This window comes from Emticicia sp. MM, from assembly GCF_001649495.1.
Genome location: NZ_LXHX01000009.1, coordinates 81,125 through 101,917, shown reverse-complemented (window position 1 = coordinate 101,917; position 20,793 = coordinate 81,125). Strand labels below are relative to the sequence as shown.

Sequence of the window (20,793 nt, the reverse complement as noted above, 5' to 3'; positions counted from 1 at the left end):
GGTTTAATGCTAAAAGCTCTCGAAAAAGTGTGGTATCGCACGGGAGATGGCAAATACTTTGAGTATATCCGCCATGATTTAGACCGTTACATACAAAAAGATGGAAGTATTCGCACCTACAAATACGATGAATTCAATCTTGATAACATTCCAACTGGACGTGCGTTATTAATGCTTGCCCAACAATCACAACCCGATAAAGAAAAGTATCAGAAAGCAGCTGATTTACTTTGGAAACAAATTGAAAATCAACCCAAAACCTATGATGGTGGATATTGGCACAAAAAGCGTTACCCATTCCAAATGTGGCTCGATGGCCTTTTTATGTGCGAACCGTTCGCCGCTGAATACAGCAAGATTTTTAATAAACCTGAGCATTTCAATGATATTGCTAAGCAATTTGCCTTGATTGAAAAATACGCCGTTGATGCCAAAACTGGCTTGGTGTATCATGGATACGACGAAAGTAAAGAACAGAAATGGGCTGATAAAAAAACGGGTTTATCTCCACACTTCTGGAGCAGAGCCATTGGTTGGTACGCCATGGCTTTAGTTGATGTGCTTGATTATTTCCCTGAAAATCACCCTGAAAGAGCAAATTTGATTAAATATCTACAACGGCTTGCTCCTGCTTTGGTTAAATATCAAGACCCTAAGTCGGGTGTTTGGTATCAGATGATAGCTCTTGGCACTCGCAAAGGCAATTATTTAGAAGCATCAGGCTCAGCCATGTTTGTTTATACCCTCGCCAAAGGTGTGCGTAAAGGATATTTGCCAGCTACCTATTTAGCCGCAGCTAAAAAAGGCTACGCAGGAATGTTGAAAGAGTTTGTAGAAAAAGAAGCTGATGGCACTATTAGTTTAAACAAAACCGTAAGTGTTGGCGGCTTAGGCGGCACTCCTTACCGTGATGGTAGCTACGAATATTATCTAAGTGAGCCTATCCGCAAGAATGACTTAAAGGGTCTTGGGCCATTTATTTTTGCAAGTGTAGAAATGGAAATTGCGGCAGAAAATTCACTCGGTAAAGGCAAGACCGTAGCAGTTGATAATTACTTCAATAATGAGTTCAGAAAAGATTTGAATGGGAATCAAGAATCTTTCCACTATACTTGGGATGACCGTATGCACTCAGGTTTTTGGGTTTGGGGACAAATCTTCCAAGAGTTAGGAGCAAAACTTAAAACGATTTCGGCCGCACCGACGGCGGCGAATTTGAAAGATGTAAATGTTTACATCATCGTTGACCCCGACACTAAAAAAGAGACAGCAAAACCGAATTTTGTTCAAAAATCAGATATTAAAGTTATTTCTGACTGGGTGAAAGCAGGCGGAACGCTAATAATGATGGCCAATGATACAGCTAACTGTGAAATACCTCACTTTAATGAACTTGCAAAAGCCTTTGGCGTTGAGTTTACGAACAAAAGCAGAAACATGGTGCAAGGCACCAAATGGGAACAAGGCCGTGTAGATATTCCTGCGGGAAATCCTGTTTTCAAAAATACTAAATTAGTTTATATCAAAGAATTAGTAACACTCAATGTACACGCTCCTGCCAAAACAATTGTAAGCGAAGGTGGCGATAATATCATTGCAACGGCCAAAGTTGGTAAAGGCAGTGTATTTATCGTTGGAGACCCTTGGTTATACAATGAATATACTGACGGACGTCGAATTCCAATCATTTACGAAAACTTTAGTGCCGCCAAAGATTTAGCCAAATGGGCTTTGGGAGTAAAATAGTTATTCTAAAAGATTGAACAATTCACTCAGATTTGACAACTTTTATCCGTGAACGGTTGATAGAGTTGTCAAATTTTTGTTTCTGCAAATGGGTATGAAAAGTATCAAATGATGATAAAATCACATTTACTAAATACCTTTATCAAAATAGTATTAAAAAAAGAAATATTATGGCAGAATAAATAAAATAAACTCAATAGTTTTGCTAAATCAAACAACGTATAGTCAAAAAAAAGAATGAAGAAGTTTTTAGACGAGGATTTTCTACTACAAACAAAGACAGCACGCACACTCTACCACGAGTATGCTAAAGATATGCCTATCATTGATTACCATAATCACTTACCACCTGACCAAATTTTGGGTGATAAAGTTTTTGGTAATATTACTCAGGTTTGGCTCTACGGCGACCATTACAAATGGAGAGCGATGCGTACCAATGGAATCAACGAAAGATTCTGCACTGGAGACGCGACTGACTACGAAAAATTCGAAAAATGGGCAGAAACTGTACCTTATACACTCCGAAATCCATTATACCATTGGACACACTTAGAGCTTCAACGATATTTCGGTATTCAGGATGTATTAAGTCCTGCTACAGCCAAACAAATTTATGATGACTGTACGGCTAAAATTCAATCGCCTGAATATTCGGTAAGAAACCTTTTAGGTAAAATGAATGTGGAAGTGGTTTGTACCACAGATGACCCACTCGATACACTCGAATTCCATCAAGCTTATCATAAAGATACTTCAGCAAAAATCAAAATGTTGCCAGCGTTTCGTCCAGATAAGTTTATATTAATAGAAAACCCTAATTTCTCAACTTTCGTACAAAAATTAGGTACTATCGTGAATATGGAAATCAACTCTTACGAAGCTTTATTGAAAGCCCTTCGTACACGTGCTGATTTCTTTGCGAGCAACGGTTGTCAACTCTGTGACCACGGTTTAGAGCAAATTTACGCAGCAGACTTTACACCCGAACAAGCTGATTCAGCTTTCAAAAAAGCAATTTCAGGCAAAGGCGTAAGTGCAGAAGAAACCATCATATTCAAATCGGCCATCTTGCATGCTTTGGGTGTAATGTACCACGAATTGGGTTGGACACAACAATTTCACTTGGGAGCATTACGCAACAATAATACACGTGCATTGAGAATTTTAGGTCCAGATACTGGTTGGGACTCAATCGGAGATTATTCTCAAGCCGTTTCGCTTTCGAAGTTCTTAGGTCGCTTAGATGAATATAATCAACTAGCCAAAACAATCATTTATAACTTAAATCCTGCCGATAATGAAGTAATTGCCACTATGATTGGTAACTTTAATGATGGTTCTATTGCAGGAAAAGTTCAATTTGGCTCGGGTTGGTGGTTCCTTGACCAAAAAGATGGCATGGAAAAACAAATCAATGCTCTTTCGAATATGGGTCTTTTGAGTCGATTTATTGGTATGTTAACCGACTCAAGAAGTTTCTTATCATTCCCTCGGCATGAGTATTTCCGTAGAATTTTATGCAATATTCTTGGAAATGACATCGAAAACGGCGAAATTCCAAACGATATTAAATGGACAGGCCAAATAGTTCAGAATATTTGCTATAACAACGCAAAAGATTATTTTGGATTCTAAAAATTAGCTGTTGGAATGAGTTCATTAAATATCAAGCTAAAAGCTATTTCCAATGGCTAACAGCTAAAATATTCAACCCTAAAACAAATCATGGAAAAAATCGGTAAGTATCGCTGGACCATCTGTGCTCTGGTGTTTTTTGCAACAACAGTCAATTACCTTGATAGACAGGTGATTAGCTTATTAAAGTCAGTTCTTACAACAGAACTTAAATGGGACGACGGTGATTACGCTAACATCGAAATTGCTTTCAAATTATTTTATTCATTCGGGATGCTCATAGCAGGTGGTGTAGTTGATAAACTCGGCACCAAAAAAGGTTATGCTTGGGCTACTGGTTTGTGGAGTTTGGCGGCTATTGGTCATGCATTTGCTAATTCTGCTTTCGGATTTATGATTGCTCGTGCATTTTTAGGAGTTACTGAAGCTGGAAACTTCCCTGCGGCTATTAAAACAACTGCTGAGTGGTTTCCAAGAAAAGAAAGAGCTTTGGCAACGGGTATCTTCAACTCTGGTACAAATATCGGTGCTATTATTGCTCCTCTATCCGTTCCAGTTATTGCCGTGGTTTGGGGTTGGCAGTGGGCATTTATTCTAACTGGTCTTATCGGCTTTATTTGGTTAGTTTTATGGCAATTATATTATACTACACCTCAAGATTCAAAGAAATTAAGCAAAACCGAATACGATTATATTCACTCTGACAAAGATGACGAACAACCAGCACCAAATGAAGAGAAAGTGCCTTGGATAAAACTTTTGGGTTTCCGCCAAACATGGGCTTTTGCATTAGGTAAATTCCTTAGTGACCCAATTTGGTGGTTTTATCTATTCTGGTTACCAGATTTTCTTCAAAGTCAATACAAACTTTCGCTCATCGAAATTTCTATTCCTGTTGCGGTAGTTTATATAATCTCTACAGTTGGCAGTATCGGTGGTGGATATTTACCAATGGCACTTATCAACCGTGGTATGCCTGTTTTTAAAGCTCGTAAAACGTCGATGTTTATTTTTGCTTTATTTGTAATTCCAGTAATTTTTTCACAAATGGCAGGGCAAGTTAATATGTGGTTGGCTGTCCTCGTAATCGGAATCGCGGCCTCTGCTCACCAAGCATGGAGTGCAAACATCTTTACCACAGTATCTGATATGTTCCCGAAAAAAGCTACAGCTTCGGTAGTTGGTATTGGTGGCATGGCTGGGGGTTTAGGTGGAATTTTACTAAGTTGGGCTGTTCAGAAAAATATGTTTGTGTATTACAGAAGCATCAACCAAATCGAAACAGCCTATTACATCATGTTTGCGATTTGTGCAGGAGCTTACCTTTTGGCTTGGCTTATTATGCACTTATTAGTGCCAAAAATGAGTAAAGTAAATCTTTGATATGTATTGTATTCTATCAAACTATTCATAATCGAATGAAAAAAATATTAATTATAGCTTTTTCGCTCATTTTCGGACAAGCTGCTTTGGCTCAAAATACCAAAGCTGATGTGGAAGCTCTCGAACGCAAGCGTTTTGCAGCACAAGTATCGAAAGATTTTGATTTTCTTGAAAAAGTCTTTGCCGATGACTTGGTTTACACACATTCAAGCGGTAAACAAGATAGCAAACAATCATACATTCAATCTATCAAAGATGGGAAAAGCGTTTATGATAAAATTGATGTAGAAGAAATTATGGTTCGTGATTATGGCAAAACGGCCGTAGTTAACGGAAGGGTTACTATCACTCAAGGAACTGCCAGTGGTAAACCAAGCATTTTACCACTAAGATACACTGTTGTATATACAAAAAATGGCAAAAAAGGTTGGCAATTAAATACTTGGCAATCATTGAAACTCGCTAATTAAATGTAGCACAAGTCTCCAGACTTGTCCATAAAATGAAGTTGCCTGTAAAACCACAGGCAACTTTTTTATTATATTTGTAAAAACAGCACCCCGAACAGAATTCCCCTATGAAAAACCTATCTATTCTCCTTTCATTTATATTTTTATTCCTAATTACAGGTATAAAAGCCCAAGTACCACAATCGTTTACATTCTCTAAAACGCCTGAAGAAGTAGGCTTTTCGAGTGAACGATTAAAGCATTTAGATGCTCACTTTCAGAGTGTGGTAGATAAAGGTATTGCTCCAAATATTGTTACTTTTATTGCAAAAAAAGGAAAGATTGTACATTATAAAGCCTTCGGATACAGCAATTTAGAAAACAAAATTCCGGTAAAAAAAGATGATATTTTCAGAATCGCTTCACAATCAAAACTCATCACAACGATTGGGCTCTTAATGCTTTTTGAGGAAGGAAAATTCTTTTTAGACGAACCTATTTCTAAATATATTCCAGCATTCAAAAATCCACGAGTATTAGTAAGCTATGACGAAAAAGATAGAAGCAAGTATATTACTCGTCCAGCAAAATCTGAAATAACTATTCGTCAACTCCTCAGCCATTCCGCTGGCATTCCATACGAACATGCCCTTCAAGACTTGCCCGAATTCAAAGTGCCTTTCTTTTGTTCAACCGAAAAAGATATTTTAAAAGACGTTGTTGATAAAATTGCTGCACGACCACTCGTAGCCGACCCAGGCACGCAATTCGTTTACGGCTTAAACACTGATATTATTGGCCGCCTAATTGAAGTACTTTCTGGGATGTCGTTTGATGAGTATTTGCGTAAAAAAGTTCTTGAGCCTTTAGGCATGAACGATACCTATTTCTATGTGCCTGATGCGAAAGCGTCTCGCTTAGTTGAACTTTATTCTAAAGGAAGTACAGAAGATAAACTTACACTTCACACAAACGAAACTTACAGAAAATACGCTATTTCTGGAGCGAAAACCTATTTTTCTGGTGGAGCAGGTCTATTAAGTACCATTGAAGATTATGCCAAAATTTGTCAATTTATAATGAATAAGGGCGAGTTTAATGGCAAACGTTTATTAGCTCGTTCAACCGTAGAAATCATGGGACGCAATCAAATAGGAGAAAGTTTTGTGTGGGACCGTCAAGATAAATTTGGTTTAGGTTTGCAAATTATTTCGCCAGAATCACATTATGGCGATAATGCGACCCCAGGCTCATTAACTTGGGGTGGCATGTACTGCTCAGAATATACAATTGACCCTAAAGAAGAAACAATTATGCTAGTTTATACCAATGTTCATCCTTATGCTCACTATTCTGAAATAGTGCGTAAGTTTAGAATATTAGTATATCAATCAATGTTATAATCTAATAAAAACATCATCATTGAAGGCTTTATTAGTTAAGCAAGATTCAATGACGAAAACAAATAAATTAATATTTAACACAAACTTTTCGAGCAATAATCTTTCTTAAATACAATTTTCTACCGAATTTTACAGCTCGAAAATTTAAAATTAAAATAATGGAACATCCATTGAAAGGAGTAGGTGTAGCATTGATTACACCCTTTGACCAAAACCACGAAATTGACTATGACGGCTTCCGTCGATTAATTGATTTTACTTCTGATGGAGGTGTAGATTATCTTGTTGTACAAGGTACAACTGGCGAAACCTCAACTACCACTGCACAAGAAAAAGCAGATTTACTGAAATTTGCAAAAGAACATAATAAAAAGAATTTACCAATTGTATATGGTCTAGGAGGAAACAACACTAAAGTTGTACTTGAGACTATAAAAAATACTGATTTGAGCGGCGTAACAGCTATTCTTTCAGTTTGCCCATATTACAATAAACCTTCTCAGGCGGGTCTTATTGCTCACTTTACGGCTATCGCCGATGCCTCACCAGTGCCCGTATTATTGTATAATGTACCCGGACGCACAGTTACGCACATACAAATCCCTACTGTACTAGAATTGGCGAAGCACCCTAATATTATTGGTATAAAAGATGCAAGTAGCATTGAAAATGCCATTGAATTAAGTAAGCGTTGTCCGAAGGATTTCTTATTGCTTTCTGGTGATGATAACCTAGTGACAACCTCTGTGAGCATGGGCTTCAGCGGTGTGATTTCAGTAATTGCCAATGCTTTTCCAAAAGAATTTGGAGAAATGACTTGGGCAGCCCTCAATGGTGATTTCAAGAAAGCAGCAGCTATTCAGCAAAGATTTGTTGATTTTGATACTCTTTTATACGTTGAGTCAAATCCTGTGGGTATTAAGAAATGTTGCGAGATTAAAGGAATTTGTAGCTCTGAAGTACGCTTACCATTAGTAAAAGCCTCTTCAGAACTCGGAGTAAAACTTACTAAAGCGATGATTGCCGAAGGTTTTTGGCAGTGATTGATTTCTATTTAGAATAAAAAAGAACAGGTGTCTTCGGCTTCGCTCAGACACCTGTTCTTTTTTGCTTTCAATCTAAAATCCTTATAATGAGTTAATAGAAATATTAAGCAGAACTAAGAATTTTCTGGTGTATTTTTTTCTTTTTTTGAGCCATGAAATAATAGTGCATCTCTTACTGAAATATTGATTTCGAAACCTAAAATTAAGATTAAGGCAACCAAATAAATCCAAACCATAAGAGCGATAAGTGTTCCTATTGAACCATAAAGCTTATTGTAAGAGTTGAAATTAGCTAAATAAAAAGAGAATAAATTAGTAACTAAAATACCCAAAATTGAAGCTATAAATGCACCAAAATTGAAAAACCTTAAGCGTTTATGAACCGCAGGTGCAAAATAGTATATCACACAAATCCCCAAAAAGAAAATCAAAAAAATACCTCCATATCGAATAATTTGAAGCAAGTAAAAGTTGAAATCTTCATTAAGAATACCTTTATCGAAGAGAAAATCTAGTACAATTGTACCGACAATCAATACTACGATAGCCGAAATTAAGACTACTATCAAAAGTACCGTTAGGAACAAAGCAATCAATCTAGCTTTCAAATAACTACGCTTTTCCCGAACTTGTAATGCCATATTAAACGCTCGCATAAGAGCCATCATCCCATTAGTTGCTGCAAAAACAGTAAAGAAAAAACCAAATGATAGTACATCACTGCGTCGGCGACTAACAATGTCTTGAATTGTATTGGAGGTATTTTCGTAGATACCCCGTGGCATGGCATCACGGAGAAAATTCATGATAAGACCATCAAGATTCTCAATCGGTACAAATGGAATAAGCGTAAATAAGAAGATTACACCAGGGAAAACCGCTAATAAAAAACTATAAGATACGGAAGCAGCACGCTGGTCAATATCGAAAGTTACGATTTTTTTCCATAAGATTTTCAATACATGATACAGCGAAACTGTTGTATCCCATAAATAAATATTTTGTAAGAATTTAATTGCTCTTTTCAAGAAAAGTAGTGTTTTTTACGCAAATATGCAGAATTTTACTCACAAAAACTCATAAATTGCTTCTATTACTCGCAAATTTCCGATAGCTCGACCATATTCCAAAGATAGGACCTAAACATAGCACCCAAAATATTCGAAAATCGTATGGGTATAATTCAAGGAGAAAATCAATCAATTGAATAGAGAATATCGTTATAGCAAAGCCTATACTTGTTACGAGAGTAATGATACTTCCTCGGCGTTCGGGTAAAGCAAAACGAGAAACTAAGGTAGAAAATTGCGGCGAATCACCCACTACCGAAACTCCCCAAACAAACATTAGTAAAGCAAAGATAGCCATAGAAGCCCCCCCGAAAATGGGCAATAGTAGACAACAAATACCTGACATTAATAATTGCACCAAAGCTACTTTTCCACTTCCAATCCTCAAAGCAACTAACCCTCCAAGCCAACACCCGAAAAAACCAACTACAATAACCCCAAATGTAGCGATATATACATTAAACGAAATTTCTGGATGATAATGCAGGTAGGTTTTCCAGATAGCAGGTACAAACGCCCAAAAAGCATACAGCTCCCACATGTGTCCGAAATAACCAAAAGCAGCCGCTCGAAGTTCAGGTAACTTAAATATCGCTCCTAAAGCCTTAATTGAAAACTGATTATGTTTCGAGGGCAATGGTTTATCAGGCAGAAGAACCCACAGTAATAATCCACCAAAAAGTGCAATTAAACTTATGTAATATAAAAACGCTCGCCAAGGCCATTCAAAGCTAAGACCTTTCAATAAATACGGAAATGCCTTACCTAAGACCAGTGCCCCTACCAAATACCCCATGGCACGGCTCAAATCCTTGCCATACCAATCGGCCGCTATTTTCATTCCTATCGGATAAATGCCTGCCAAAAACATACCCGTAAGCAATCGACTGATTAGTACTACTGGTGTATTAAATGGTAAAATTGTTATACTAATATTGGCCAATGCTCCTAAAAGAGCCGAATAGACAAAGAGTCTCGAGCTAAGTACCCGTTCGGGTACAGCAAAGATAGCATTGAGCAAAGTACCCAAAATAAAACCCATTTGTACAGCAGATGTCAACCAGCCACCAAGTTTTAAACCTAACTCAGCTTCAAGTTGTGTAGAAACTGCATTCCCCGAAAGCCAAAGCGTAGTACCTGCAAATTGAGCAAAAACCAGTACAACTAAGAGATATGAGGGTCTATTTTTTATCATAACAACTCATCATCGGCAGGTTTTGCCGTTGGAGGTGTATATTTTTGAGTTGAATCAATATAGGCACCTTCTCCAGCAGTAAATACACAATCGCCAGATATTGAAACAGTTGAGGGCTTCAAAAACGAACCTTTCTTATATTCAAGAGTTTTATCAGCATATACACGTTGGAAAAACGCCCCCCAAGTTGGCATAGAGAGCCTCGCTCCTTGCCCAAGATTTATATCACGGAAGTGAATAGTTGGGTCGTCGCCACCCGTCCAGCCACCTGCAACAAGTGTTGGTGTAATACCCATAAACCAGCCATCCGAGAAGTTTGAGGTTGTTCCTGTTTTAGCGGCCACCTCATTGCCATCTAATACGCCATAACGTCCTAACCCTGCTGCGGTACCACCTGGCTGCGTAGCACCACGCATCAGGTGAATCATTTTATAGGCGGTTTCTTGGCTGATAACTTCCTTACTATCAGAGTAATACTCTTTTATTACTTCGCCATTTTTATCCGTAATTTTAGTTACAAAAAGTGGCTCAGTATATTTTCCTTGATTCGCAAAAACACAATAACCAGCCATTAATTCATATAAAGATACATCTCCAATACCCAAACAGATGGCAGGTACCTCAGGTAAATCACTTTTAATGCCTAGCTTATGAGCATATTTAATTACGTTTTCTGCTTTAAACTGATTAATCAAATAAGCACTCACAGTATTGATAGATTGTCCCAAAGCCTGACGGAGAGTCATAGAGCGATATGAATATTTTCCATCGGAGTTTTTAGGAGTCCAACTCCCCCCCGGAACCTGAATTGTAATCGGTTGATCTGTTACATGCTCACAAGTAGAAAAACCATTATCAATGGCCGTACAGTAAACGAATGGCTTGAAAGTTGAACCCGGCTGACGTTTACCTTGATAAACGTGGTCGTATTTAAAATGTTTGTAATTGATACCGCCTACCCAAGCCTTAATCTGCCCATTACGAGGGTCCATGGCTAAGAAGCTTGAATGCAAGAAAAATTTATAGTGGCGAATAGAATCCATAGGAGAAAGCAGTGTATCACGCTCACCTGCCCATGTAAACACCCTCATTTTTGTTTTCTTATTCATATCACGCCAAACCTTATCCAAATCGCCATCGTATTCTACTTTTAGCTCACGAAAACGTGGAGAGGTTTTAGCAATATTTTCAATATAATTTGGTATTTCTTCATACCTTCCTTCTCTTGTTTTAGATTCTAAGACCCAAGGATTTCCCTTTCCTTTCCAGTGAGCATAAAACTTCTTCTGTTGGTCTTTCATGTTTTCACGCAAAGCTTCTTCGGCATAAGCTTGCATGTGCGAATCAATGGTTGTGTAAATCTTGAACCCTTTTGTATAAATATCATCCGCTTCATAGCCTTCTTTTACTATTTCGGCTTTTAGCCAATCCTTTAAAAACTGACGGAAATATGGAGCTGGCCCCGAATTATGGCTTTCTGGCGAATAATTCAAGACAATCGTTTTATCTTTTAAACTCTCAGCCTGTTCAAGCGATATTTTATTGTATTTTACCATTTGGTCAAACACAATATTTCTACGCTCTTTTGAAGCGACAGGGTGAAACTTAGGATTAAATCTTGAAGGATTCTGACACATTCCTACCAAAACTGCTGCTTCCTCTAAACTAAGCTCACTTGGTTCTTTCTTGAAATAGGTTTTCGCTGCTGATTTTATTCCATATGCTCCACTACTAAACTCGACCGTATTGAGATATTTCTCCATAATCTCCTGCTTCGTATATCTACGCTCCAATTTAATGGCAGTAATCCACTCTTTAGTTTTGATTAGCAACTGTCTAATTCCAGGAACACCATAGAGCGGACCTTTATAAAAATCATCTTCTCGAAGTCTAAAAAGGTTTTTAGCTAATTGCTGAGATAACGTACTTCCACCGCCCTTGCGTTGACCAGTAAAAATACCAGTTACTACACGTAAGGTACTACGAGCATCAATACCCGAGTGCACGGTAAAACGCACATCTTCAGTAGCAACCAATGCGTTAACAATATTTGGTGAAAGTTCATTAAATTCAATCGGACTACGATTTTCGTAGAAAAATTTACCTAGAACCTTTCCATCAGAAGAAATTATTTCGGAAGCAACATCGCTCTTCGGATTATCAATATCTTCTAAACTTGGCATTTTACCAAATAACCAAAATAAATTAAAGTTAACGGCAATCAGGTAGATTATAAAAACAATCATTGAAAAACCAGTAAATTTCCAAATATTACTGATTATATTTCGATATTTTCCAGCTGCCAGTTCAAAAAAAGGAAACTTCATTTTTGTTGGGTTAGTGTTTGTTGGTATTGTATGAAAAGTTTGTGTTATTCTTCAGTGACTCCTACTTTTTCTTCAATTAAGTATTCATCTTTTTTAAAATTTTGTTTGACGAAAAGCTCCCCAATAAAACCTGCTAAAAAAAGTTGAGAGCCAATAACTATTGCCAACAATGCAAAGAAGAAAAGTGGATTATCGGTCACATTTCTATAACGAAGGCCTTGGTTAATATTATAAAGCTTTTCGAAAATTAAATACATGGCCATTAGGCTACCTATTAAAAAAGATAAAACCCCCATAGTTCCAAAAAAATGCATTGGACGGCGACCAAACTTATTCACAAATGCTACGGTGAGCAAGTCAAGAAAGCCAAAAATAAAACGTTCGAGACCAAATTTTGTAGTACCGTATTTGCGAGCTTGATGCTGCACAACTTTCTCCCCGATTTTCTTGAAACCATTCCATTTGGCAATAATCGGTATATTTCGGTGCATTTCACCATAAATTGTGATACTCTTTACCACCCTCGATTTATAGGCTTTCAAACCACAATTAAAATCATGTAGATGAACCCCAGAAACCCAACGAGAAACGCCATTGAATAACTTAGTTGGTAAAGTTTTGGTAATTGGGTCATAACGCTTCTTTTTCCAACCCGAAACCAAATCATACCCTTCTTCTTTAATCATTCGATAAAGTTCGGGTATTTCATCTGGACTATCCTGCAAATCAGCATCCATAGTTATTACTACCTCGCCTTTTGTATTGATAAAGGCTGTTTGCAATGCCGCAGTTTTACCGTAGTTTCTTGTAAACTTAAATCCTCTTACTGCCTTATTATTGGCCGAAAGATGCCTAATAACACTCCAAGATTCATCTGTACTACCATCATCTACAAACAAAATTTCGTAAGAAAACTGATGGGTGGTCATCACACGAACAATCCAATCATGGAGTTCGGGTAAAGATTCTGCTTCGTTGAAAAGAGGAATAACAATTGATATTTGCAGTGGTTGGTTCATTCGAAATAATTACCCTTTTTCATTCCTCATTTGTTTTAGAGAAATTTGAAAGTCTTTCCTGCGAGAAAGGTTTAGGGAATGGTTTTTAGAATATTAAATAATAATCTTTTAAAAGTTCTCTAAATTCGGCGGAATAATTCTTCATATCTTCTTCGTGAATTACTAACGTCGATTCTTCTATATCTTGTATCTGAGTATTAGAAAACGTAGCAATCACTCTGAAAACTGGCTTCGAAGCATTATGCCGAATCATGATTTTTTTTGACAAATATAATCCTTTTTTTTGTGCAAATTGAATCAATTTTTCAATCTCAAAAGGTGGTAATAAGACAATAAATTGACCATTTGGGTTGAGTAAGCGAATTACAACGTCCACCAACTCTTCTAAACTCAGTTCAACGGCATGTAATGCTTTATTCGTTTGGGCATCGGCTGACTTTAATGATTTTTGATAAAATGGCGGATTAGAAATGATTAAATCATAGCGAAAAGATGACTCAAAATCTTGAATTTTTTGATGAAAAACAGAAATTTTTTGACTGAAATTACTTTTCTCAACGTTGCTAATCGCCTGCTGGTAAGCACTTTCATCTATCTCTACAGCATCTATTTTTGCATCTGTACGTTGTGCCAACATCAGCGATAATAGTCCAGTTCCTGTACCTATATCTAATATCCTTTGAGCATTTTTAGTATCAATCGAAGCTCCAAAAATACAAGCGTCTGTGCACACTTTCATGCCACATTGGTCTTGATAAACAGTAAATTGCTTAAATGTAAATGAATTTTTAGGCATCTTTTTATTAAAATATTAGAAAGAAGATATAAATCATGAGTGATTTGACATTTGATCATTCAAACCTCTCACTTCCTTCCAAAATCGGCTGGATTTTCGCCCCAATAGTCAGTTTCCCATTTTAAAACTTTATTTGGGTAAGTATTATCTTTCAACCATTTTTCAGCCCTTTCAAGCAAATCAAAAATCTCTGGGTTTCCGGTAGCTTCATCGAGTTTGGTATTGGCTTTTTTATTTTTCACCCAACTAATAGCTGTTCGAGAATCTGAATAAATAGGCAGGTTAGAGTTTTGCTTTTTCAGAAACGCCAAGGCATGTACGATTGCCAAAAACTCTCCAATATTATTTGTAGCTTGCGGAAATGGCCCCTTATGAAATATTCGTTCTTTCGTTCTTAAATAAAAACCTTGGTATTCCATATCTTTTTTAACCGAATTCCAAGCTGCATCTACCACAATAGACTCAAGCATTGGTGGCGGAAATGCTGATTTAGGAATCTTTGTTTGTTTTTGCTCAGCCTTTTGTACGTGTTTCCAATAATTCTCTTCTAAAGCTTTAACGGCTTCAGTCTTCGAATCAAAGGCCTTGTACTTTGCTCCTTGTACGCCCTCTACTTGTTTCTTGCATTCATCCCAAGAGTCAAAAACGCCCTTATTCCTTCCTTCCCAGACGGTATAAAATTTTTGTTTCTTTGCCATTTTGCAAAATTGCAGATTTTTGTGGGTTTCGGAGGCATTTTCGTATAGTAAAATTTCTATTTCATAAAAAAGCCTTTTCTCTACGAGAGAGAAAAGGCTATAATTTATTTACTCTATAGTGGGTAAGGGTTGAAAAGATTATAACACGTCTTCGATTTTGCTTAATTCTAAATTCCAAGCATCAGCAACACCTTTATAAACTACCTTGCCATTTACAACATTCAATCCCTTCTTCAACTCTTCGTTTTCGTTGCAGGCTTTTTTCCATCCCTTATTTGCCAACTGAACCGCATACGGCAATGTAGCATTTGTAAGAGCTAATGTAGATGTATATGGTACTGCACCCGGCATATTAGCTACGCAATAATGCACAATATCATCAATAATAAATGTTGGATTCTCGTGCGTTGTAGGCGTACAAGTTTCAATACAACCTCCTTGGTCAACAGCCACATCAACCACTACAGTACCAGGTTTCATTAGCTTCAACATGTCACGTGTGATTAAATGTGGAGCCTTTGCACCTGGAATCAATACCGCACCTACTACTAAATCTGCTTCAGCAATTGCTTCGCGGATATTATAGTGATTCGACATGATGGTTGTTACGTTTTGTGGCATAATATCAGACAAGTAGCGTAAACGTGGTAAGCTTACATCCATAATCACCACTCTCGCTCCTAAACCAGCTGCCATTTTTGCTGCTTGAGTACCCACAATTCCACCTCCTAAAACCAATACCTTTGCTGGCGGAACACCCGGCACGCCACCCAACAATATACCTTTACCTTTCAATGGTTTTTCTAAATACTTAGCACCTTCTTGAATAGCCATACGACCCGCCACTTCTGACATAGGAACCAATAGTGGTAAACTACGGTCTGTCTTTTCTACTGTTTCATAAGCCAAACAAACTGCTCCACGCTCAATCATAGCGTGTGTAAGTGGCTCAGATGAAGCAAAGTGGAAATATGTAAACAAAAGTTGGTCTTTTTTAATCAGTTTATACTCAGACTCAATTGGCTCTTTTACCTTGATAATCATCTCGGCAATAGCATAAACCTCTTCAATCGTTGGCAATAAAGTTGCACCCGCTGCTGCATATTCATTATCTGCGAAACCACTTCCCTCGCCAGCACTTGACTGTACATAAACTGTATGTCCGTGTTTTTTTAATTCTGCTACACCTGCTGGTGTAAGAGCTACACGATTTTCGTTATTTTTGATTTCTTTTGGAACTCCGATTATCATAGGTACTTTAATTTGAAAGATGAAGTGTAATTGTTTCTCTACTACACATTTTGGTGTAGTAGAAAATGATAGGTTTTATATGTGATGAAGTATAATTGCAAGACAAAATTAGTATATCAAGAAAATATTATTACTATATTTGAATAAATAAGAAAATTTTATTATTAATTATTCTTTTTATAGAAATAATTTCTGATTGAGTGTATATTCTTATTTCCTAAGAGAAAAAAATTCTGACTAAAAACTAACTGAAAATAAAACCTAATTATTTATATGAATCTAGATGAAACTGACAGAAAGATTCTGAGGCTTTTACAAGAAGATGCCCAGCTTACATTAAAGGATATTTCGCAACAAATAAATCTCTCGCTTACACCAGTACATGACCGTGTAAAGCGATTGAAACAAGAAGGAATTATTGAAAAGTATGTAACTATTTTAAATAAACGAAAATTAGGGCAACATCTAACCGTCTATTGCCAAGTAACACTTATCAAACAAACCAACGATACTTCTGAGGCCTTCAACCAAGCCATTATGAACTTACCAGAAGTTGTAGAGTGTAATTTTGTATCTGGCAGCTTCGATTATATGCTTAAAATAATCGTTCCTAATATGGAAAGTTATCATCAATTTCACCAACAGAAACTCTCGTTGATTTCGGGAGTATCGCTAATACATAGTTTTTTCGTCATGTCGGAAGTAAAAAGCACTACTATTATTCCAATTTAGTAATGCTTTTAAGCTGTGAAGGATTAGGATTCTTACCTTAAATCTTTATGATGAGATTAACAGGTAAACTTAAAGCCTATTCCATGTATATTCTCTATTTTGATTGTGGAGTCTTCTGAAAGCATTTTACGAAGACGAGTAACAAATACATCGAGACTACGCCCTAGGAAATAATCATCGCGGCCCCAAATTGCCGTTAGGATTTCTTCACGCTTAATAACTTGATTGCGGCGTTCGCACAGAAACTTTAATACCTCGGCTTCTCTATGCGTAAGCTGCTCTATTTTAGTATTTGATTTTAAACTTAATTGTTGGTAGTCAAATTCATATAAACCCATTTTCCACGCAGAATGTCCTTGAATAGATTCTTTTGAAATTTCTTTACGACGAAGGAAAATTTTGATTCTTAGGTTCAGTTCTTCTATACTGAAGGGTTTGGTTACGTAGTCATCACCACCAATCTTCAAGCCAGTTATGCGGTCTTCTTGCATCGCTTTGGCAGTAAGAAAAATGATTGGAACTTGCTGGTTTTGTTTACGAATTTTTTCAGCTAAAGAAAACCCATCTAATTCGGGTAACATTACATCCAATAAACAGAGGTCGTATTTTTCTTTAGTAAAGCTCTTCCATGCTTCTTTTCCATCTTGAAAATGAGCAATCTCGTATCCTTCGAGTTCGAGATTATCTTTCGTCACAAACCCTAAATTGGGGTCATCTTCTACGTATAAAATTTTGGGCATTTTTAGTCAACAGATTGGGTTCACAGTCAATGAAATAGATAGTTTTATCTATTATATTCAATTAGTAATTTACTAACTTTCTTGCTTTATAATTACACTAAAGATACTTCCCTTCCCTACTTCACTTTCAACTTTAAGTTGCCATTTGTGAGCCTTAGCAATTTCATTGACATAGCTCAAACCCAAGCCAAATCCTTTTACATTGTGCAAATTTCCAGTAGGTACACGGTAGAATTTTTTAAAGATTTTATCAATACTTTCCTTCGGAATACCTATTCCTTTATCAATAACCGACAAGACCAAACCTTCCGTTGTATTTTCGGTACGAATCGTAATATTTGGAGGTTTAGAGGAATATTTTATAGCGTTTTCAAGTAAATTTCTTATCAAGCTCACTAATTGCGTACGGTCGGCATAAATACTAGAGCGAACAGCATTAAATTCCATTTTCAATCCTTCTTCCAATTCTGCTTGCGTTCCTTCAGTTACTTCATAAATTAACCCATGAATTTCTTGCAACTGTATATTTAACTCAAACTTTCCTCGTTCTAGTCGAGCAGTATTCAACACCGATTCTACTTGGGTTTTCAATCGACTATTTTCCTGCCTAATTATCTGTACGTATTTTTTAAAACGTTCAGGTTGCTCAAATATTTTAGGCTGACTCAAAACATCTGTAGCAATTTTAATTGTGGATATAGGTGTTTGAAACTCATGAGTCATGTTATTTACAAAATCTCGCTGGACTTCACTCAAGCGTTTTTGTTGTAGAATAACAAACATCGAATACCCAAAGAAAACCGTTACGATAAGAGTGATTAAAGAGGAAATAAGCCAAATATCAAGTTTACTGGCTAAATAACTCGTTTTGGATGGGAAACGAACACCAAAATAATTGAGATATTTATCTGTTTTAGGTAATGGCTTTGAGGAAACTTTATTTTCTTCAAAGTTAGCATCAATGTAAGAGCCATAAACAATTTTCTCGCTCTCACAGTCATATATGCCGTACTCAAAAGGTGTATTTAGATTTTGTTTCCGAAATTCTTCTTTCAAATAATGCTCCAAGACATCCGCATCAAGTGGTATTCTGAGATTACAAACATAATAATCAGAAGAAAGTTGAGAGACTGGATTATCAAATTTTGAGAGTTTGTAAAGCGTAGAAATTCTGTTCGCCACGTTACGCAGCGAAATCATGACTGTTTGACGAAATTGTTGTTCTTTTAAGTCGAAAGCACGTTTTACCCAGTAAGCCTGCACAGCAATAATTCCCGTAATCGAAAGCGTACCAAGTAAAACCAGTAATCTGATTGTATTCCTATTCAAAACGGGACGGTTTTTTCGTAAAAATATGAAAAATATCACCCACTTACAAAAAAAAACTATCAATTGTAAATGAGTATTTGGTATTTTTTTAAAATAGGGCCACTCTCTTCTAAAAACCTTAGTTTTTCTTTGAAAAAGCAAATTTTATATCGTAATTTGTTACAAACAACGATTGAAATGTTACTTTGACACTTATTAATTAACCCTGAGCAAAATGCAAAAACTTCAAACACTTGACTACTTAGTTTTTCTCTTCTATTTTATTATAGTAGCGGGCTATGGCTACTGGATTTATAACAAAAAGAAATCAGCACAAACTTCTACTAAAGACTTTTTCTTAGCAGAGGGCTCCCTAACTTGGTGGGCAATTGGAGCCTCTTTGATTGCCTCGAATATTTCAGCCGAGCAAATGATTGGAATGTCGGGCAATGGATTTTCGATGGGATTAGGTATCTCAACCTACGAATGGATGGCTGCCGCTACACTCATCATTGTTGCAGTATTTTTCATGCCTATTTACTTGAAAAATAATATTTCAACCATGCCACAGTTTTTAAGCCAACGCTACAACAAAACTGTGAGTTTGATTATGGCAATTTTTTGGTTATTGCTTTATATCATGGTAAATCTAACCTCAATTTTATACTTAGGGGCATTAGCCGTTTCGGGTATTTCGGGTTTAGATTTTTATACTTGTATGGTATTCTTGGCCGTTTTCGCCATTATTATCACCATTGGAGGTATGAAAGTAATTGGTTTTACAGATGTAATTCAAGTATTTTTCTTGGTAATTGGCGGCTTGGCAGCTACGTATTTGGCCGTAACGCTCGTTTCTGAAAAATATGGCATGGAAGGTTTGGCAACTGGCTTTAAGTTAATGACTCAAAACCACGATGACCACTTCCACATGATTTATCCAAAAGGAAATCCAAACTATATGTCGCTTCCAGGCTTAACTGTTCTTTTTGGTGGTATGTGGATTGTAAATCTTAATTATTGGGGATGTAATCAATACATTACACAACGTGCCCTTGGTGCCGACCTCAATACCGCTCGTAATGGTTTGTTGTTTGCGGCGTTCTTGAAATTATTGATGCCTGTAATTGTGACTTTACCGGGTATTGCTGCTTATGCTTTATACCAAAAAGGCATGTTCCAACAAGAAATGCTCGGAGCTGATGGTACATTCAACCAAGACCGTGCTTATCCAGTATTATTAAACCTTTTGCCTGTTGGTTTGAAGGGGCTTTCTTTTGCAGCACTTACAGCAGCAGTTGTTGCCTCCTTGGCAGGTAAAGCCAATAGTATTTCTACCATTTTCACACTTGATGTTTTCCGCCCATACTTTGCTAAAGATATGAGCGAGAAAAAATTGGTTGTCATTGGTCGAATAGTTATCGTTATTTCGATGATTTTGGCTATTGTTATCTCTCCATTCATGGGAATCGAAAAGAAAGGTGGTTTCCAGTTTATCCAAGAAATGACAGGACTACTTTCTCCGGGTATTTTCGCTACATTTATTATGGGCTTTTTCTGGAAAAAAACCAACTCAGCGGGTGCATTTTTCGCTATTGTAGGTGGTTTCTTGATTGCTCTTTCAATGCACAATAACTGGCTACCGGGTGCTGATTGGACAACAGTTCCTTTCCTTGACCGTATGGGATGGGTATTTGTTATTTGTGTAGCAGTAATGTTTGTCTTAGGCTTGGCTCTACCGAGTGAAAATAAAGGATTGGAAATTGATACAGCAATGTTTAAAACCTCAAAAAGCTTTGCAATTGGGGCAACAATTGTGATACTCACAATTGTATTCCTTTATACATACTTCTGGTAAGAGACTATCATAAAAGATTTCTTAAAAGGTACTGTGGGAAATTACAGTACCTTTTTTATTTCTCTCCTTATTTTAATATGAAATCATTACTTTTGCAAATCATTAAACTTTAAACCAAAAACTCCCCTTTTGGGGTA

Annotated in this window: 17 protein-coding genes; 8 read left to right on the top strand and 9 right to left on the bottom strand. The window is 36.8% G+C overall.

The features are described 5' to 3' along the window. The 6 genes from A6M55_RS01420 to dapA form a co-directional block, all read left to right on the top strand. A partial coding sequence (locus A6M55_RS01420; RefSeq protein ID WP_064196211.1) for a glycoside hydrolase family 88 protein occupies positions 1-1,746 on the top strand: 1,746 nt, incomplete at its 5' end. 237 nt (positions 1,747-1,983) lie between these two features. Then, on the top strand, positions 1,984-3,384 hold the full coding sequence (gene uxaC, locus A6M55_RS01415; protein WP_064196208.1) for a glucuronate isomerase: 1,401 nt from the start codon (positions 1,984-1,986) through the stop codon (positions 3,382-3,384). A 90-nt stretch (positions 3,385-3,474) separates the two neighbouring features. Continuing rightward, positions 3,475-4,767 (top strand): MFS transporter, encoded by a 1,293-nt coding sequence (locus A6M55_RS01410; protein WP_015029529.1) that lies wholly within the window; start codon positions 3,475-3,477, stop codon positions 4,765-4,767. A gap of 35 nt (positions 4,768-4,802) precedes the next feature. After that, positions 4,803-5,237 (top strand): nuclear transport factor 2 family protein, encoded by a 435-nt coding sequence (locus A6M55_RS01405; RefSeq protein ID WP_015029528.1) that lies wholly within the window; start codon positions 4,803-4,805, stop codon positions 5,235-5,237. A 107-nt stretch (positions 5,238-5,344) separates the two neighbouring features. After that, positions 5,345-6,619, top strand: a complete 1,275-nt coding sequence (locus A6M55_RS01400) for a serine hydrolase (RefSeq protein ID WP_064196206.1) — start codon at positions 5,345-5,347, stop codon at positions 6,617-6,619. Between the two features lie 158 nt (positions 6,620-6,777). Next, complete coding sequence (dapA, locus tag A6M55_RS01395) at positions 6,778-7,662, top strand: 4-hydroxy-tetrahydrodipicolinate synthase (protein ID WP_015029526.1); 885 nt, start codon at positions 6,778-6,780, stop codon at positions 7,660-7,662. Positions 7,663-7,778: 116 nt separating this feature from the next. Here the strand turns inward: dapA and A6M55_RS01390 are convergent, their stop codons facing one another. From A6M55_RS01390 to ald, 7 genes are all read right to left on the bottom strand, one after another. After that, positions 7,779-8,693 carry a YihY/virulence factor BrkB family protein gene (locus tag A6M55_RS01390; protein WP_015029525.1) on the bottom strand — a complete coding sequence of 305 codons (915 nt, stop codon included), beginning with the start codon at positions 8,691-8,693 and terminating at the stop codon, positions 7,779-7,781. Positions 8,694-8,742: 49 nt separating this feature from the next. After that, on the bottom strand, positions 8,743-9,930 hold the full coding sequence (locus A6M55_RS01385; RefSeq protein WP_064196205.1) for a nitrate/nitrite transporter: 1,188 nt from the start codon (positions 9,928-9,930) through the stop codon (positions 8,743-8,745). Next, positions 9,927-12,257: a penicillin-binding protein 1A gene (locus A6M55_RS01380; RefSeq protein ID WP_064196204.1), complete on the bottom strand. Its 2,331-nt coding sequence runs from the start codon at positions 12,255-12,257 to the stop codon at positions 9,927-9,929. The genes A6M55_RS01385 and A6M55_RS01380 overlap by 4 nt, the downstream gene beginning before the upstream one ends. A gap of 44 nt (positions 12,258-12,301) precedes the next feature. After that, positions 12,302-13,276 (bottom strand): glycosyltransferase family 2 protein, encoded by a 975-nt coding sequence (locus tag A6M55_RS01375; RefSeq protein ID WP_015029522.1) that lies wholly within the window; start codon positions 13,274-13,276, stop codon positions 12,302-12,304. An 85-nt stretch (positions 13,277-13,361) separates the two neighbouring features. Further along, positions 13,362-14,072 (bottom strand): tRNA1(Val) (adenine(37)-N6)-methyltransferase, encoded by a 711-nt coding sequence (locus A6M55_RS01370; RefSeq protein WP_064196203.1) that lies wholly within the window; start codon positions 14,070-14,072, stop codon positions 13,362-13,364. A gap of 68 nt (positions 14,073-14,140) precedes the next feature. After that, positions 14,141-14,770: a viroplasmin family protein gene (locus A6M55_RS01365; RefSeq protein ID WP_064196202.1), complete on the bottom strand. Its 630-nt coding sequence runs from the start codon at positions 14,768-14,770 to the stop codon at positions 14,141-14,143. Positions 14,771-14,908: 138 nt separating this feature from the next. Further along, on the bottom strand, positions 14,909-16,021 hold the full coding sequence (gene ald / locus A6M55_RS01360; RefSeq protein WP_015029519.1) for an alanine dehydrogenase: 1,113 nt from the start codon (positions 16,019-16,021) through the stop codon (positions 14,909-14,911). Between the two features lie 273 nt (positions 16,022-16,294). Here ald and A6M55_RS01355 point away from each other — a divergent pair, with 273 nt between their 5' ends. Next, a complete protein-coding gene (locus A6M55_RS01355) occupies positions 16,295-16,753 on the top strand; it encodes an Lrp/AsnC family transcriptional regulator (RefSeq protein WP_015029518.1) in 459 nt (152 codons plus the stop codon). A 56-nt stretch (positions 16,754-16,809) separates the two neighbouring features. Here A6M55_RS01355 and A6M55_RS01350 read toward each other — a convergent pair whose 3' ends face one another. Together A6M55_RS01350 and A6M55_RS01345 are read right to left on the bottom strand one after the other, a co-directional pair. Continuing rightward, positions 16,810-17,493, bottom strand: coding sequence for a response regulator transcription factor (locus tag A6M55_RS01350; protein ID WP_015029517.1), 684 nt, complete (start codon positions 17,491-17,493; stop codon positions 16,810-16,812). A gap of 72 nt (positions 17,494-17,565) precedes the next feature. Next, entirely contained in the window at positions 17,566-18,822 is a 1,257-nt protein-coding gene (locus tag A6M55_RS01345; protein ID WP_041694094.1) for a sensor histidine kinase KdpD, read from the bottom strand. Between the two features lie 214 nt (positions 18,823-19,036). Here A6M55_RS01345 and A6M55_RS01340 point away from each other — a divergent pair, with 214 nt between their 5' ends. After that, the gene (locus tag A6M55_RS01340) at positions 19,037-20,656 is read left to right on the top strand and encodes a sodium:solute symporter family transporter (protein ID WP_015029515.1); all 1,620 of its coding nucleotides are present in this window, start codon (positions 19,037-19,039) and stop codon (positions 20,654-20,656) included. Positions 20,657-20,793: the final 137 nt, after the last annotated feature.

Bases quoted from the DNA above. Each gene is read 5' to 3' on its own strand.
- A6M55_RS01400 (WP_064196206.1), top strand. From the start codon at position 5,345: ATGAAAAACCTATCTATTCTCCTTTCATTTATATTTTTATTCCTAATT.
- A6M55_RS01375 (WP_015029522.1), bottom strand. From the start codon at position 13,276: ATGAACCAACCACTGCAAATATCAATTGTTATTCCTCTTTTCAACGAA.
- A6M55_RS01370 (WP_064196203.1), bottom strand. From the start codon at position 14,072: ATGCCTAAAAATTCATTTACATTTAAGCAATTTACTGTTTATCAAGAC.
- uxaC (WP_064196208.1), top strand. From the start codon at position 1,984: ATGAAGAAGTTTTTAGACGAGGATTTTCTACTACAAACAAAGACAGCA.
- A6M55_RS01365 (WP_064196202.1), bottom strand. From the start codon at position 14,770: ATGGCAAAGAAACAAAAATTTTATACCGTCTGGGAAGGAAGGAATAAG.
- A6M55_RS01340 (WP_015029515.1), top strand. From the start codon at position 19,037: ATGCAAAAACTTCAAACACTTGACTACTTAGTTTTTCTCTTCTATTTT.
- A6M55_RS01385 (WP_064196205.1), bottom strand. From the start codon at position 9,930: ATGATAAAAAATAGACCCTCATATCTCTTAGTTGTACTGGTTTTTGCT.
- ald (WP_015029519.1), bottom strand. From the start codon at position 16,021: ATGATAATCGGAGTTCCAAAAGAAATCAAAAATAACGAAAATCGTGTA.
- dapA (WP_015029526.1), top strand. From the start codon at position 6,778: ATGGAACATCCATTGAAAGGAGTAGGTGTAGCATTGATTACACCCTTT.
- A6M55_RS01355 (WP_015029518.1), top strand. From the start codon at position 16,295: ATGAATCTAGATGAAACTGACAGAAAGATTCTGAGGCTTTTACAAGAA.
- A6M55_RS01350 (WP_015029517.1), bottom strand. From the start codon at position 17,493: ATGCCCAAAATTTTATACGTAGAAGATGACCCCAATTTAGGGTTTGTG.
- A6M55_RS01405 (WP_015029528.1), top strand. From the start codon at position 4,803: ATGAAAAAAATATTAATTATAGCTTTTTCGCTCATTTTCGGACAAGCT.
- A6M55_RS01410 (WP_015029529.1), top strand. From the start codon at position 3,475: ATGGAAAAAATCGGTAAGTATCGCTGGACCATCTGTGCTCTGGTGTTT.
- A6M55_RS01380 (WP_064196204.1), bottom strand. From the start codon at position 12,257: ATGAAGTTTCCTTTTTTTGAACTGGCAGCTGGAAAATATCGAAATATA.